The 15,290-nt window shown below is 72.3% G+C and carries 13 protein-coding genes; 7 read left to right on the plus strand and 6 right to left on the minus strand.

What is annotated here, in order from left to right:
- Window positions 1-122 precede the first annotated feature (122 nt).
- Window positions 123-893, plus strand: coding sequence for a response regulator transcription factor (locus ACIP63_RS15770; RefSeq protein ID WP_401515765.1), 771 nt, complete (start codon window positions 123-125; stop codon window positions 891-893).
- A 4-nt stretch (window positions 894-897) separates the two neighbouring features.
- Window positions 898-2,010, plus strand: coding sequence for a sensor histidine kinase (locus tag ACIP63_RS15775; RefSeq protein WP_401515768.1), 1,113 nt, complete (start codon window positions 898-900; stop codon window positions 2,008-2,010).
- A gap of 18 nt (window positions 2,011-2,028) precedes the next feature.
- Here the strand turns inward: ACIP63_RS15775 and ACIP63_RS15780 are convergent, their stop codons facing one another.
- The gene (locus ACIP63_RS15780; RefSeq protein ID WP_401515771.1) at window positions 2,029-3,114 is read right to left on the minus strand and encodes an NAD-dependent epimerase/dehydratase family protein; all 1,086 of its coding nucleotides are present in this window, start codon (window positions 3,112-3,114) and stop codon (window positions 2,029-2,031) included.
- 257 nt (window positions 3,115-3,371) lie between these two features.
- Here ACIP63_RS15780 and dhaK point away from each other — a divergent pair, with 257 nt between their 5' ends.
- Genes dhaK through ACIP63_RS15795 form a run of 3 tightly spaced genes read left to right on the plus strand, consistent with a single transcriptional unit; the run spans window position 3,372 to window position 5,427 of the window.
- Window positions 3,372-4,364: a dihydroxyacetone kinase subunit DhaK gene (gene dhaK, locus ACIP63_RS15785; protein ID WP_401515773.1), complete on the plus strand. Its 993-nt coding sequence runs from the start codon at window positions 3,372-3,374 to the stop codon at window positions 4,362-4,364.
- Window positions 4,365-4,402: 38 nt separating this feature from the next.
- Window positions 4,403-5,020, plus strand: coding sequence for a dihydroxyacetone kinase subunit DhaL (gene dhaL, locus ACIP63_RS15790; RefSeq protein WP_401515776.1), 618 nt, complete (start codon window positions 4,403-4,405; stop codon window positions 5,018-5,020).
- Window positions 5,017-5,427: a PTS-dependent dihydroxyacetone kinase phosphotransferase subunit DhaM gene (locus tag ACIP63_RS15795; protein WP_401515777.1), complete on the plus strand. Its 411-nt coding sequence runs from the start codon at window positions 5,017-5,019 to the stop codon at window positions 5,425-5,427. Before dhaL ends, ACIP63_RS15795 begins: the two co-directional genes overlap by 4 nt.
- Window positions 5,428-5,512: 85 nt before the next feature.
- On the opposite strand, the gene ACIP63_RS15800 is transcribed toward ACIP63_RS15795, so the two are convergent.
- Entirely contained in the window at window positions 5,513-9,004 is a 3,492-nt protein-coding gene (locus ACIP63_RS15800; RefSeq protein ID WP_401515780.1) for a phosphodiester glycosidase family protein, read from the minus strand.
- Between the two features lie 206 nt (window positions 9,005-9,210).
- On the opposite strand from ACIP63_RS15800, the gene ACIP63_RS15805 reads away from it, so the two are divergent.
- Window positions 9,211-9,720 (plus strand): NUDIX domain-containing protein, encoded by a 510-nt coding sequence (locus ACIP63_RS15805; RefSeq protein ID WP_401515783.1) that lies wholly within the window; start codon window positions 9,211-9,213, stop codon window positions 9,718-9,720.
- A gap of 28 nt (window positions 9,721-9,748) precedes the next feature.
- Here ACIP63_RS15805 and ACIP63_RS15810 read toward each other — a convergent pair whose 3' ends face one another.
- Together ACIP63_RS15810 and ACIP63_RS15815 are read right to left on the minus strand one after the other, a co-directional pair.
- On the minus strand, window positions 9,749-10,354 hold the full coding sequence (locus ACIP63_RS15810) for a TetR/AcrR family transcriptional regulator (protein ID WP_401515786.1): 606 nt from the start codon (window positions 10,352-10,354) through the stop codon (window positions 9,749-9,751).
- Window positions 10,355-10,406: 52 nt separating this feature from the next.
- The gene (locus ACIP63_RS15815) at window positions 10,407-11,369 is read right to left on the minus strand and encodes a quinone oxidoreductase family protein (protein WP_401515789.1); all 963 of its coding nucleotides are present in this window, start codon (window positions 11,367-11,369) and stop codon (window positions 10,407-10,409) included.
- A 283-nt stretch (window positions 11,370-11,652) separates the two neighbouring features.
- Here ACIP63_RS15815 and ACIP63_RS15820 point away from each other — a divergent pair, with 283 nt between their 5' ends.
- Window positions 11,653-13,047, plus strand: coding sequence for a glycoside hydrolase family 76 protein (locus tag ACIP63_RS15820; protein WP_401516910.1), 1,395 nt, complete (start codon window positions 11,653-11,655; stop codon window positions 13,045-13,047).
- Window positions 13,048-13,140: 93 nt separating this feature from the next.
- On the opposite strand, the gene ACIP63_RS15825 is transcribed toward ACIP63_RS15820, so the two are convergent.
- Entirely contained in the window at window positions 13,141-14,394 is a 1,254-nt protein-coding gene (locus ACIP63_RS15825) for a PP2C family protein-serine/threonine phosphatase (RefSeq protein ID WP_401515792.1), read from the minus strand.
- Entirely contained in the window at window positions 14,391-15,191 is an 801-nt protein-coding gene (locus ACIP63_RS15830; RefSeq protein ID WP_401515793.1) for an alpha/beta fold hydrolase, read from the minus strand. Before ACIP63_RS15830 ends, ACIP63_RS15825 begins: the two co-directional genes overlap by 4 nt.
- Window positions 15,192-15,290: the final 99 nt, after the last annotated feature.

Below are 15,290 nucleotides of genomic sequence, written 5' to 3' on the forward strand. Positions count from 1 at the left end.
CGATCACCCTACGGAGCCGAATCCGGCATTTCGGGCTTCAGGTTCTTACGAAACATGGACGTCGACCGTGTGGCGGCCGGGGGCCCTCCGGAGGAACGGCCGGCGATGCCACAGTGGGCACCATGCAGAACACCTCCTCCCCTCCGGACCGCCGCGCCGGTTCGTCGAACGGCCGCGGATACGGCGTGTCGCACGGCCGGGTTCTCGTCGTGGACGACGATCCGACGGTCGCGGAGGTCGCCGCGGGGTATCTGGAACGCGCGGGCTACGACGTCGGGCGGGCGGACGACGGCCCGGCGGCACTGGAACACTTCGCGGCTCTGCGGCCCGATCTGGTGGTGCTCGACCTGATGCTGCCCGGCATGGACGGCTTCGAGGTGTGCCGCCGTATGCGCGCGCGGGGGCCCGTGCCCGTCATCATGCTCACCGCGAGGGGGGACGAGGACGACAGGATCCTCGGTCTGGAGACCGGCGCGGACGACTACGTGACCAAGCCCTTCAGCCCGCGCGAACTCGTACTGCGGGTGGACGCGGTGCTTCGCCGGGGGCGGCGGGCTGAGACGTCCTCGCCCGCCCGGCTCGGCGGTGCCGGTCTCTGCCTGGAGCCGCTCTCCCGTCGTGCGACCCGTGACGGGAGGGATCTCGCTCTCACGCTCCGGGAGTTCGATCTGCTCGCGTTCTTCCTGAGCCACCCCGGGCAGGCATTCGCCCGTGAGGAGCTGATGCGGGAGGTCTGGGGCTGGGACTTCGGCGACCTGTCGACGGTGACGGTCCATGTGCGCCGGCTGCGCGGCAAGGTCGAGAGCGACCCCGCCCGCCCCACTCTGATCCAGACGGTGTGGGGCGTCGGTTACCGCATGGATCTGCCGGACGACGACGCTCCCGGGGACTGAGCACATGACCGACCTCCTGCTGATCGCCCTGCTCGCCTTTCTCGGAGCCGCCGCGGCAGGGCTGCTGGGCGCCCTGGCCCTGAGGCTGCTCCGGCACCGCACCCTGGCGGTCTCCCTGACCGTCGTCGCCGCCGTGGCCGTGACGGCGATGCTCGCCGGGACCCTGACCGTGGCCTGGGCGATGTTCCTCTCCCCGCACGACCTGACGGTGGTGACGACCGTCGTCGCCATGGCGGCCGCCGTGTCCCTCGCGACGGCGATGCTGCTGGGCCGCTGGGTCGCCGCCAGGAGCCGGGACCTCACGCTGGCCGCCCGCGACTTCGGCGAAGGGGGTACGTTCGCGGCCCCGGAGGGGCAGGCCACCGCGGAACTCGCCGCGCTCACCCGTGAACTGGCGGCGACGAGCTCGAAGCTCGAGAGCTCCCGGAAGCGCGAGCGCGCCCTGGAAAGATCGCGCCGGGAGCTCGTCGCCTGGATCTCGCACGATCTCCGGACCCCGCTGACCGGGCTGCGCGCCATGTCCGAGGCCCTGGAGGACGGCATGGCCCCGGACTCCGGCCGCTATCTGCGGCAGATACGCAGGGAGGTGGAGCGCATGAACGACATGGTCGGCGATCTCTTCGAACTCTCCCGGATCCACGCGGGATCGCTCACGCTGACTCCCACCCGGGTGTCCGCCCACGACCTGATCGGCGACGCGCTCGCCGGGGCCCACCCGCTGGCCCGTGAACACGGGGTCCGGCTCGTCGGCGACCGGGTGGACGCCGTGCCCGTGGAGGTGGACAGCAAGGAGATGAGCCGGGTCCTGGGCAACCTCCTGATCAACGCGATCCGCCGCACCCCCGCCGACGGAACGGTGGCGGTGGCCGCGCAGCGCACACCCGACGGTCTCGTGCTCTCGGTGACCGACGGGTGCGGCGGGATCCCCGAGGAGGACCTTGCGCGCGTGTTCGATACGGGGTGGAGGGGAAGCCCGGCCCGTACGCCGCCTGCGGGGGCGGGCCTCGGACTCGCCATCGTCCGCGGGATCGTCGAGGCGCACTCCGGCCGCGCGGACGTACGGAACGTGGCCGGTGGCTGCTGCTTCGAGGTCACCCTCCCGGCCGCATCGGGCTGATCCGTCCCCGGCCAGGCGTCACCGGCCCCCTTGCTCCCGCAGAGGCGCCGTGGCGAATTCCCGCATTCCCTCGTCGAACTCCGTCTCCGGTTTCCAGCCGAGCTCGTCGCGGAGGCGGCGAGAATCCGCGGTCACATGGCGGACGTCCCCGAGCCGGTACTCGCCGGTGACGACGGGGGCGGGACCGCCGTGGGCCGCGGACAGCGCGCGGGCCATCTCGCCGATGGTGTGCGGTGTGCCGCTTCCCGTGTTGTAGGCGTCGAAGGTGCCCGCCGCGCGCTCCCCCAGCGCCGCGAGCGCCACGGCGTTGGCCGCCGCGACGTCCCGTACGTGCACGAAGTCGCGCCGCTGCCCGCCGTCCTCGAACACCCGGGGCGCCTCGCCCCGGGCCAGGGCCGAACGGAAGAACGACGCGACACCGGCGTACGGGGTGTCCCTCGGCATCCCGGGGCCGTACACGTTGTGGTAGCGCAGTGCGACGGCCCGCCCGCCCGTCGCGCGGGCCCAGGCGGCGGCGAGGTGTTCCTGCGCGAGTTTGGTCGCCGCGTAGACGTTACGGGGGTCGCCGGCCGCCTCTTCGGTGACCGGACCGGGCACCAGCTCCGCGCCGCAGGCCGGACAGCGCGGCTCGAACCGTCCTGCGTCGAGGTCGGCGACGGCCCTGGGACCCGGCCTGACGGAGCCGTGCCGGGGGCAGTCGTAACGCCCTTCCCCGTAGACCACCATCGAGCCGGCGAGCACCAGGTCCCGGACCCCGGCCACCGCCATCTCGGCGAGCAGCACGGCGGTGCCGAGGTCGTTGCACCCGACGTACTCCGGGGCGTCCGCGAAGTCCTTGCCGAGGCCGACCATCGCCGCCTGGTGGCAGACGGCATCGACCCCGGACAGCGCTCCGGCCACGGCGTCCCGGTCCCGTACGTCCGCGACGACCGTGCGGACACCCGGCGGCACCGGGTGTCCGGCCGCGGGGGTCCCGGACGCGGCCGGTCCGTGCGCGGAGGGCAGCAGGGCGTCGAAGATCACCGGCTCGTGCCCGCCGGAGGCGAGAGTCCGGACGATGTAGGACCCGATGAACCCGGCTCCGCCGGTGACCAGTACACGCATGGCCGCCACGCTAGGCCGCCCGGAGACGGGAAGGGCGGTGCGGCACGCCCGCGTCACCGGACCGTAAGACCCTGGGTGACGGGGGCGACGCGCGGACAGCCGCGGACGACTCGGTGGTACGCCCCCGACGCGTCGCTTCCCGATCACACGGGTCTCTTCGATACTGGGGGGGCGTACGCACCTGACCGGTGGACCGGATTCACGCCGGCGGCCGGCCGGTATCACCGGCCTGCCGTTGCTCTCCCCAGGAGGAACCGTTGCGCATGCTCATCAACGTGCCGGAGACCGTCGTCGCGGACGGACTCCGCGGAATGGCCGCCGCCCATCCGGAACTCGTCGTGGACCCGGAGAACCGTCTCGTGGTCCGGCGCGACGCCCCGGTGGCGGGGAAGGTGGGGCTCGTGTCCGGCGGCGGGTCCGGGCACGAGCCGCTGCACGCGGGGTTCGTCGGGCCCGGGATGCTGTCGGCCGCGTGTCCCGGGGAGGTCTTCACCTCGCCGGTGCCCGACCAGATGGTGCGGGCGGCGGCCGCGGTCGACAGCGGTGCGGGCGTGCTGTTCGTCGTGAAGAACTACACGGGGGACGTGCTGAACTTCGACATGGCCGCCGAGCTCGCCGAGGACGAGGGCGTCCAGGTGGCCCGGGTCCTCGTCGACGACGACGTGGCGGTGTCCGACAGCACCTTCACCGCGGGGCGGCGGGGCACGGGCGCGACGCTGTTCGTCGAGAAGCTCGCCGGCGCCCTCGCCGACGAGGGTGCGCCGCTGGAGCGGGTGGAGTCCATGGCCCGGCGGGTGAACGAGTCCTCGCGGAGCTTCGGCGTGGCGCTCAGCTCCGTCACCACCCCGGCGAAGGGCACCCCGACCTTCGATCTCCCTCCGGGCGAACTGGAGTTGGGGATCGGCATCCACGGCGAGCCCGGCAGGGAACGCCGCCCGATGATGACCTCCGGGGAGATCGCCGACGTCGCGGTCCACGCCGTGCTGGAGGACCTGCGGCCCAGCGGCCCCGTACTGGTGCTGGTCAACGGGATGGGCGCGACACCGCTGCTGGAGCTGTACGGGTTCAATGCCGAGGTGCAGCGGGTGCTGTCGGAGCGGGGCGTGGCGGTGGCTCGTACGCTGGTGGGCAACTACGTGACGTCGCTCGACATGGCAGGCTGTTCGGTGACGCTCTGCCAGGTGGACGAGGAGATGGTGCGGCTCTGGGACGCACCGGTACAGACGCCCGCGCTCCGCTGGGGCCGGTGAACGGACTTTTCCACCGTGTGTGAGGAACAGGAGATCTTGTGCTCGACACCGATTTCTTCCGTCGCTGGATGGCCGCCACCGCGGCTGCCGTCGACCGTGAGTCGGACCGGCTGACCGAGCTCGACGCCGCGATCGGGGACGCCGATCACGGGAGCAACATGCGGCGCGGTTTCGCGGCGGTGGGCGACGTCCTCGACAAGGAGGACCCCGCGGCGCCCGGGGCGGTGCTGACGCTGGCCGGCCGTCATCTGATCTCCACGGTCGGCGGGGCGTCGGGGCCGCTGTACGGAACTCTCCTGCGCCGTACGGGGAAGACGCTGGGCGACGCGACGGAGGTGACTCCGGATCAGCTGGCGGAGGCCCTCGGGGCGGGCGTGGCCGCGGTGGCCCAGCTCGGCGGGGCGCAGGCGGGCGACAAGACGATGCTCGACGCGCTGCTCCCGGCCGTCGAGGTGCTGGGCTCCTCGTTCGAGGAGGCCCGCGACGCGGCGCTGGCCGGCGCTCTGGCGACCGTGCCGCTCCGGGCGCGCAAGGGCAGGGCCAGCTATCTGGGCGAGCGCAGCATCGGGCACCAGGATCCGGGAGCAGCCTCGGCGGCGCTGCTCGTCGGGGCGCTCGTCCAGGCCGCGAGACCGAGCGCGGGGGGCGGCGCATGAGTGACGCGCAGCAGGTCGGGATCGTCCTCGTCTCGCACAGCGGACCGGTGGCGGAGGCTGTCGTCGAGCTGGCCAAGGGGCTCGCGGCCGGTGGCGCGACGGCACCGGTGGCGGCGGCCGGGGGCACCTCGGCCGGAGGCCTCGGGACGAGTTCTGAGCTGATCGCCGAGGCGGCGAGGACGGTCGACAGGGGTGCCGGGGTCGCGCTGCTCGTGGACCTCGGGAGCGCGGTCCTCACCGTGAAGTCGATGCTGGCGGAGGGCGACGAACTGCCCGACGGAGCACGGCTGGTGGACGCGCCGTTCGTGGAGGGCGCGGTCGCTGCGCTGGTGACGGCGTCGGCGGGGGGCGACCTCGACACCGTGGAGGCGGCGGCCACGGACGCGTACGGCTACCGGAAGGCATGAGGAGACCTGCGCCGGCGCCCCCCTGGGGAGGAGCGCCGGCGCAGGTCCGGCAACCGCGCTCAGGTCACCGTGCGGGACGCGAGCGTCAGGCGGCGGGCGCCACCGCCCCGGCCGCGATCCGGATCTGTACCTGCCGGGTGACGCCGTTGACGGTCACGGCGAGCGTGACGGCACCCGGCCGGAGGGCGGTGAGCGTGACCGTGGCGGGGTCCAGCGTCGCGATGTGGCGTCGGCGGGCGTCATCCGCGTCCCCGACGAGGACGTTCGGCGAACCGGTCCAGTCGGCGCTGAGCGGGAAGGCCACGGGCACGGTCCGCGCGCCCTGGGTGACGTGCGCGCCCACCTTCGTCCGCTCCCCCGCGACGAGTACGGAGGGGGCGTCCAGGGTCAGGGCGTCCACGTGCGCGCGCGTCTGCGCCGAGAGCCAGTCGGGCCCGCCCCGCCACGGCCGGTGGCGCGCCGCCGACTGTTCGCCGGGCGTGACGCGGTCGGCGCCGATCAGGGACCAGCCGGTGAAGCCGCCCTCGTCCGCGGGGCCTGCCGGCGACTTGCCGGAGTTCCCGTTGACCAGGTACGGGACCCCGTCCACGTGCGAGGCGTGGAAGACCCCGACGTGGCTGCCGATGAGGGCCGCCCCCTTGCCGGTCGTACGCCGGAAGTCCGCGAGCCACCGTTCGACGAGGGCGGCTTCCTTGCGGTCGCTCAACTGGCTTCCCTTCTGCACGGTCGGGTCACGCGGGGGCACGTGCTCGATCAGCATCACGGAGCCCACGGACGGGTCCTTCGCCGCCGCGTCCAGCTGGGCGCGCACCTCCTTGATCTGGGCGAAGCCACCGCCGCGCAGGCTGAGACTCGACGTGTCGAGCGTGAGGAACCGGGTCCCCTGGTGGTCGAACGTCCGCCGGGCCGGGCCGAACTGCGCGATGAAGTTGTCGATCTTCCCGCCCATCACCTCGTGGTTGCCCGGTACGTAGTACCAGGGCAGCGAGTCGCCGAGCTCCTCGTCGAGGACCTGGCGTGCGAAGGCGAGGTCGGCGGGCAACCCCTCGTCGACGAGGTCGCCGTTGACGACCAGGAAGTCGGGCCGCGCCGCCTTGATCTCGCGCAGGGTGCGACGGGCCTGCTGGACGATGGCGCTGTCCGGTTCACGCGCGACGAACTGGGCGTCCGACATCACCGCGAACTGCCAGTCCCGGGCTTCGGTGACGGCCGCGGGGTCGATCAACGGGTCCGCCGTCCGCGGCTGTTCGGGCAGCTCGACGGTGGGCGGCACCTGGGCGGTCAGGTCGTCGATGACGATCTCGCCGGTGTACTGCTTGGCCGCGGCGGTCTCCGCGAGGTAGAAGCGGGACACGGACAGCGGCATCGCGGCGCCGGCCGGCACGTCGAAGGTGACCTGCCGCCAGCCGGTCCAGGTGACGTACGGCCCCCGCAGCAGCTGGTCGGAGCCTGCGGCGTCCTTGAGGTGCAGGGTCGGCCAGGCGCCGTTGCCGTCTCCCTTGATCCAGAGCGTGTACGCCTGCGGCTGGCCCGGCACGGCCACCGGCTGCGGCGGGGCGGCGTAGGCGGCGCGTGTCGCCGTCGAGCGGGTGAAGTCGTAGGTGAGCCGGAGGCCGGTGCCGGTGTGCCCGTCCGGCGTCGCTGCGAGCGAGCCCTCCGCGCGGGCCTGGCTGAACTTCCAGGATCCGGCGTCCTCGAAGTCCGACACCGTCTGCTCCGTGAGACCGACGCTCACCGCGAGGACCGTGCTGACGCCCGCCACGGTGGCCTTGATCTGTCCCGCTCCGGAGCCGGTCAGTGACCGCACGGTGAAGGACCCCCGGCCGTCGTCGTCGACGGCGAACAGCGTGTGGTCGTAGTCGAGGGTGATGTCTCCCGGCTCGACGGGTGCGCTGGTGCCGTGGGCGTCGAGTCCTACGATGCCGAAGAAACCGGTGGCCTCCTTGTCCGCCAGGCCGACCCGCTCGGTGGTGGAACGGATCCGGGCCAGCCGGTCGAGGACGGTGAGCCGGGTGACGCCGTGGGCGCCCGCCCGTTCCGCCCGGATGTCGGTCGTGCCGCCTCGGCGTGCGGTGAACGTGCCCCGGGCGTCGACGCTGCCGACCGCCCCGTCGACGGCACGCCAGCGCGGTGCGCCCGCCGCGGGTCCGTACGTCTCGTCGTATCCGGCCGCGGTGAGCCGGCGGGTCAGGCCGGGGAAGACCCGCTCGGGGTGGCCCCCGGCGACCGGGTCGTCGCCGGGGGCGGCGCCGGCCGGCGTACGGGTCTCGACCCAGAATCCTTCGAGCCGCCCGCTGCCGTCGGGGGCGGTCAGGGCGAGGCCGTTGGGGACGGTGCGCTCACTGCCGTCGGACGGGCTGTTCTCCACCTGGAGCGCGTCGCTGCCCGGCTCGCGGGCGACGAGCGTCGAGGAACCTCCGCCGTCGAGGTTCAGAGCGCTGTACGAGCCTGCCCTGCGCATCATCTCGCCCAGCTCGGTGAGGGTCACACCGCCGCTGTCGGTCTGCCGGCCGTCGACGGTGACGACCTGCATGGTCCGGCCGTCCTCGGAGAACCCGACAGCGGTGCGGGGCGCCGCGGTGTTGTTGCCCTCGCCGTCGTGATTCTGCGCCGCCCCGTCGACGACGAGCAGTTCCCGGCCGCCCACGGCGGTGCGCGGCACGGCTCCGCCGTCGGTGCGTACCCGGTAGGCGATGCCGGCCGGGTCACCGGGTTCCAGCGCGGTCAGCAGGGCGGCCCCGGCCTCCCGGCCGACGAGGACCACCGTGTCCTCGGGCACGGGTCCCGATCCCGGGGTGTCCGACACGGAGACGACCTTGCCGTCGCGCACGGCCACTTCGGCGACGGGCCGCGCGTCGTCGACGGTCAGCGCGCGGTCGGCGCTGCCCCAGGCGGAGGTGTAGGCACCCACGCCCTGGGCCGGTACGTTCGCGGCGTTGTACGCGGCGAGCGGGTGCGCTCCCGAGGGGAGGGTCAGCGTGCCGTCGAAGTACAGCTCCAGGATCCGGCCCGCGTTCTGCGGCCCGATGCCCACCGCGCGGTTGACGCCCGGGGCCGGGGAGTGGACCGTCCGGCCGTCCTTGACCCCGGGGCCCTGGGGCGCTCCGGTCTGGTTGATGTCGAAGAAGTCCGCGTTGATCGCGGCGACGGTACGGCGGCCCGGTCCCGGATCGTGCCCGGCCGCGAGCTCGGAGACCGTACTCCGGTCCGCGACCTTGCCCGAGGAGAGGTAGTCGGCGCGCACTCCGCCGCCGCCCAGGTCCACGGAGAGGGAGTCGACCCGCAGCCACTTGTCGGACTCGAGGCGGTCGTAAGAGCTCAGACGTACGCCGGGGGCGACGGGGCGCGAGGCCCGGGCGGTCTCGATGCCGTCGCCGTCCACGACGGATCTCGCCCCGCCGGACGGGGCGCTCGCCGGCGGTGGCGCGACGGGTCTGAGGATCTCGGCGGTGGTGTGCGGGCGGGGGTCCGGGGTGGAGTCGGCCGCCGCGGGTGCGACGGCCCCGAGCGCCGTCGCCGCCACGGTCGCCAGCAGCACGAACGGCCGCAGGGCGCTGCGGAAGGTGCCAAGGCCCACAAATCCTCCTGGTGCGGAGCGGATTACGCGTGGAAAGCGCTGTCGGCGGACAGCATGACGGCGCTCGGTGGGACGCACCAGAGGACAACGGGGACATCAGGAGGAACAGGACGCGGCGAAGGGGTGACCCCGGGAGGCTCCGCGCCGCTCCCCTTCGGGTCCTGGGCCGGTGGCCTTCCGCCCCACCGCCCCGCACACTTGACGACATGTCGACAGTCAAGCGCAGCGCGGGACTTCTGCTCTTCCGGATCGTCGCGGGTGACGACGGACGGCCGGACGCCGAGGTCCTGATCGGCCATATGGGCGGACCGTACTGGGCCCGTCGCGAGTCGGCGGCCTGGTCCATTCCCAAGGGCGAGTACGAAGCCGGTGAGGAGCCCGCCGCCGCCGCGCGCCGGGAGTTCGAGGAGGAACTCGGACTGCCCCTCCCCGACGGCGCCTGGGTGCCTCTGGGAGAGACACGCCAGTCCGGCGGCAAGACCGTGACCGTATGGGCCGTGGAGGCCGAGCTGGACCCTGACGAGGCGGCCCCGGGCACGTTCACCATGGAGTGGCCGAGGGGGTCCGGTGTGCTGCGGGAGTTCCCCGAGATGGACAGATTCGCCTGGTGCGCACCGGACGACGCCCTCGAACGGCTGGTGGCGGGACAGCGGGTCTTCGTGGAACGGTTGCGCGCCCACGTACGCGAGGGCCGCGCCCGCGGGGGCGATACCTAGGGTTCTGGTGCGCTGGAGGTCCGGGCGGTCAGCGGTCCCGCTGACCGCCCGGACCGCGCAGGCGTGCGATGCCCGCGTCGAGGGCGGCCTCCAGGTGGGTGGAGGCACCCGTGATCATGAGGATCAGCACGCCGCCCTGGATGCCGGCCAGCAGGGCCGCCGCCTCCCGGTCGGCGTCCAGGCCAGGGGCGGTCCCGCCCTCGGCCTGCAGATGGCGAATGCCCGCGGCGAGCTGCCGCTGCCACCGGTCGAGCAGTTCGCCGGCCACGGCCCCGGTGGCCTCCGTGGCCCCGCCGATCTGGGCGAGAGCGGTGTGCAGGGGGCAGTCGCTGCCCTGGGTGCGGTAGCGCGCGAGGACCTTCTCGCGCCACCGGAACCAGGCGTCCCAGGACGTGAGGGAGCCGAGCTCCGGCTGCTGGTCCTCGATCACCCGGTCCGCCTCGTGCCGGGCCACGGCCAGGAGCAGGTCGTCCTTTCCGCCGGGGAAGTAGTGGAAGAGCTGGCTCTTGCTGGTCGCGGTGCGGGCCATGACGTCCTCCAGCCTCACCGCGAACACCCCCTGTTCACGGATCTGCTCGGCGGCGCCCTCGACGATGCGCTGCCTGGTGGCGGCGCCCTTGCGGGTCAGCGGCACGGGTCCTCCCGGTGCGGGTTCGTCGGTGGCCCGTTCAGGGGCCGGTGGGCGGTCAGGGCAGCAGCAGCAGTTTGCCCGTGGTGCGGCGCGATTCGAGGTCGGCGTGGGCGCGGGCCGCGTCGGCGAGCGGGTAGCGGCCGGTGACCAGCGGGGTGAGCCGCCCGTCCATGAGCAGGTCGAACACCTCGCCGGTACGCCGCACCAGGGCGTCACGCGTGGCGACGTGGTGGTGTACGACGGGGTAGGTCAGCAGGATGCTGTTGGGCAGATCGGTGGGCCTCAGGGTCGGTACACCCATGAAGGGACCGTAATAGGCGTGCACGCCGTGCGGGCGTAGGGCGAGCTGGGAGGAACGGAAGGTGTCCGCACCACCGCCGTCGTAGACGACGTCGGCCCCGCGGCCGCCGGTCATGTCCCGGACCCGCTCCTCGAAGTTTCCGCCGCTGTGGACCAGCACATGGTCGGCGCCCGCTTCCTTCGCGATGGGAGCCTTGTCCTCGCGGGAGACCAGCCCGATGACGTTCCCGCCGCGCGCCTTGATCATCTGGGTGAGCAGCCGGCCGACACCGCCCGCCGCCGCGTGCACCACGGCCGTGTCACCCGGGCCGACCGGATAGGTCTCGGTGCTCAGGTGGCTGGCGGTCAAGCCCTGCATCATCACGGCTGCGGCCGTCTCGTCGTCGATGCCGTCCGGCACCTTGACCAGCGAGTGCACCGGGACGGCAAGCGACTCGGCGTAGCTGCCCGGATGGTAGAACCAGGCCACCCGGTCACCGACGGCGAAGTCCCGCACCCCCTCGCCGAGCGCCGCGACGTACCCCATCCCCTCGACGCCGAGGACGGCCGGGGCCGCCCAGCCCGGCCCGCCTTCGGCTCGGGCGCCGACGTCCATGTAGTTCACACCGGCCGCGCCCAGGCGCACCAGTACTTCGCCGGCTCCGGGGGCCGGGTCGGGCAGTTCGGTCCAGCGCATGACGTCGGGGCCGCCGTGCTCCTCGATGCGGATCGCACGCATGGGTGACACCTTCCTGTGTGGGCTCGTCGCCCGGGTGGAAACACTCAGCACGTTAGGGAGCCGAAAATGGACCGGCAAGTCCAGGAAAGTCCGTGCGGACGCGACGCCGCACCGACATCCGGTCCATTGACGGGAAGACAGGCTGTGGCTAGCTTCGGGACACGCGCCGACCCGACTCCCTGGCGCGCGCCCGTCTCGTCGCGCCGCCAGTCCCCCACGTCCGATCGGCTCGGGAGCCTCGATGAACCTCAGCAGAACTGCCCTCGGCGTCTTCCTCCTCGTCATGACAACGTTATCCATCGGGTTGGCCGCACCGGCGCCCGCCTCGGCCGCTCCCGCTGCTCTGTGCAACAAGTACTGCGACGCCCGGGATCCGGGCCTGAGCCCTCAGGACCGGCAGCCGGTGACAGCCGCACTCTCGGGCCGCTCGGTCGTGCTGCACTTCGACGACACCGACGCCATGGGGTGGGCGTCCATCGACAACGGCGCCGCGGGCGACGAGGTCTGGCTCGACCGCAGCTTCGACGGCGGCCGCACCTGGGCCGACGGCAGCCGGCTCGGCAACACGACGGTCCCGTCCGGCCGGAGCGGCTGGCGGACCCAGATGTACAACGTGGACGACTGGAACACCCAGGGCGTCGGAGCCCTGCGGGCCTGCGGGCAGGCATCCAGTGCCCTCGCATGCACACCGTGGGCGCGTACCACCTGGAACGCCGGCGACCGGCGGACCGCGGCGGCCACCGCGCTGATGATGTCGTACGACCGCACCACCAAGCTGTTCGGCGGCAACGGCTGGTGGACCGGCGCCAACGCGCTGACGGCGATCATCGACAATGCCCGGATCACCGGCATGGGCAGCTACACGTACGCCATCGCCCAGACGTACGACAAGAACATCGGCGCACAGGGCGGGCAGTTCAGGAACGAGTACCTGGACGACACCGGCTGGTGGGGCCTGGCCTGGGTCGCCGCGTACGACCTGACCGGTGACAGCCGCTACCTCGACACCGCCCGTGCCGACGCCGACCACATGTGGGCCAACTGGAACGGCACCTGCGGCGGCGGAGTGCGGTGGAACACCGGCGGCAACTACAAGAACGCGATCACCAACGAGCTGTTCCTCCAGCTCACCGCCGCCCTGCACAACCGCATCCCCGGCGACACCACGTATCTGGACCGGGCGAAGACCGAGTGGTCGTGGTTCCGGAACAGCGGCATGATCAACAGCGGCAACATGATCAACGACGGTCTCGGCGACGCGTGCGCCAACAACGGCCAGCCGACGTGGACGTACAACCAGGGCGTGATACTCGGTGGTCTGACCGAGCTGTACCGGGCCACCGGCGACTCCGCCCTGCTGACCACCGCCCGTACCCTGGCCGACGCCTCGACCGTACGGCTGCAGACCGACGGGGTCCCGCGCGAACCGAGCGAGAGCGATGCCTGCACCGATGACGGCGCCAGCTTCAAGGGTGCCTACGTCCGCGGACTGGGCCGGCTCAACACCCAGCTCGGCGACCACCCGTACACCGGGACCCTGACGGGCTGGGCGAACACCGCCCACGCCCGTGACCGCAACCCCCTCGACCAGTACGGGCCGCACTGGGCCGGCGGTTCCGGCACCACGGGCCACGGCTGCCAGCAGAGCGCCCTCGACCTCCTCAACGCGGCCGGCTGACGGTTCGCGCCCGGTGCCGGGTGGCCGGGCTTCCCGACCTGATCGCTGACGCCGGGATGCGGGCGATTTCGTGAGTGCATCGCGCCGGCCGGCTCACCGCTCGCCCGGGGGCACGCTCATCGCCAGGAGCGCGGTGTCGTCGTCGAGTCCCGCGCCGAACGAGTCCAGCAGTCCGGTGAGCGCCTCGACGGCACCGGGAGCCGAGGTGGGTGCGAGGGACCGTGCGAAGTCCAGGAGTGCTTCGTCGCCGTAGCGCTCACCCGGGTGCCGGGTACGGGCCTCTGTCAGACCGTCGGTGTAGAGCAGCAGGGTGTCACCGGGGCGCAGGTCCAGGGTGGCGGTGGTGAACTGCGCGTCCGGTACGACTCCGACGAGCTGGCCACCCGGGGTGGGCAGGTAGTCGGCGCTGCCGTCGGCCCGGAGCAGCACGGCTGGAGGGTGGCCACCGCCGGCCAGGACGACATGGAATCCGGTGTCGTTCTCCTCGGGTGTGAGCAGGCCGAAGATCACGGTGCAGAAGAGTGGTTCGTCCTCCTGGACCTGGTGGTTGAGCGCGGTGTTGAGGTTGGCCAGGACCCTGGCCGGTTCGGGATCGGAGACAGCCGCGGCTCGAAGGGTGTACCGCGCCAACGACGTCACCACGGCCGCGTCCGCGCCCTTGCCGCGCACGTCCCCCATGAAGAACCCCCAGCCTCCGGCGGCGAGCGGGAACAGATCGTAGAAGTCCCCGCCCACCTCGTCGGGGGATGCGAAGTGGTAATGCGCGGCCGCTTCCATGCCTGGGACCGGTTCGATGGCCGGCGGGATCAGGGTGCGCTGCAGGGTGGTGGCGAGACGTTGCAGGCGTTCGCGGTCGTGCTCGGCCTCCTGCCGGGCCCGCAGGAGCTCACGCTCGTAGGTACGCCTGTCCCGGGCGTCCAGGAGGGTGGTGCGGATCAGCAGTGGTTCGCCGTCTCCGTCCCGCTTGACGGTGGAGGTGGCCAGGACGGGCAGCCGAGTGCCGTCCGCGGCCTTGAGTTCCAGGGCGACGCCGTTGACCTCGCCCTGCATCCGCAGCAGCGGTGAGAAGTGCGTCTCGTGGTACAGCCTGCCGCCGATGGTCAGCAGGTCGGAGAAGAATTTGTGGCCGACCAGGTCCTCGCGGCGGTGGCCGAGCCATTTCAGCAGCGTTCCGTTGACCTTGGCGATCCGCCCGTCCATCAGTGTGGAGAGGTAGCCGCACGGCGCGTTCTCGTACAGGTCCTCCACGCTGTCCTCCAGCAGAGCGGAGAACGCCGGCAAGGCCTGGTCACGGTCCTCCGCCGGCCACGGTCCGTCGGTCCCGTCGCCGCCCGGGTGCACGGTCACGACCCCTGCACGAAGGCGATGATCGCCTCGGCGGTCTCCTCGGGGGCGCTCAGCTGGGGGCAGTGGCCCGTCGAGTCCAGAGTGACCAGCTCACTGCCGGGGATCTGCGCGTGGACGAAGGCGCCCACCTCACGCGGGGCGATCGTGTCGCGCGCGCTCTCGGCGATGAGTGTCGGAACGGTCACCTCGGGGAGATCCGCCCGGTTGTCGGACAGGAAGGTGGCTCTCGCGAAGACACGGGCGATCTCGGGATCCGTTCGGCAGAAGCTGTTGGTCAGCTCCTCCCCCAGTTCGGGGCGCTCCGGGTTTCCCATGATCACCGGTGCCATGGTCGCGGACCAGCCCAGGTAGTTGCTGTCCAGTGACTCGAGCAGCTCGTCGATGTCCTGCTCGCTGAATCCGCCCCGGTAGTCGCCGTCGTCGATGTACGACGGCGAGGGGGTGAGGAGGACCAGTTTCTCGAAGAGCCCGGGCTCCTGCACGGCGGCGAGCACACCGATCATGGAACTGACCGAATGCCCGACGAAGGTCACCGGCCCGAGGCCGAGCTCCTGGCAGATCTCGATGACATCCTGCGCATAACCGTCCAGGGTGGAGTACCGCTCGGGGCTCCAGGCCGACGCATCGGAGCGCCCCGCCCCCACATGATCGAAGAGAACCACCTGGAAGCGCTTCTCCAGTGCGGGCGCGACGAGACGCCAGAGATTCTGATCGCAGCCGAAACCATGGGCGAGCATCACCACCGGGCCGCTCTCCCGGCCTGTCACCCGTACCCGGTTTCTCTTCCGCACGTCCATACGAACATCCTGACACCCCCTGCACCTCACGGCCTGGTCTGCCGGGCGAACGCCGCCCACCAGTGCGGATCACGATGCGCGGTGGCGGGCAGGCGGTGT

Origin of the sequence: Streptomyces sp. NPDC088746 (assembly GCF_044751065.1) — a bacterium.
Classification (GTDB): domain Bacteria; phylum Actinomycetota; class Actinomycetes; order Streptomycetales; family Streptomycetaceae; genus Streptomyces.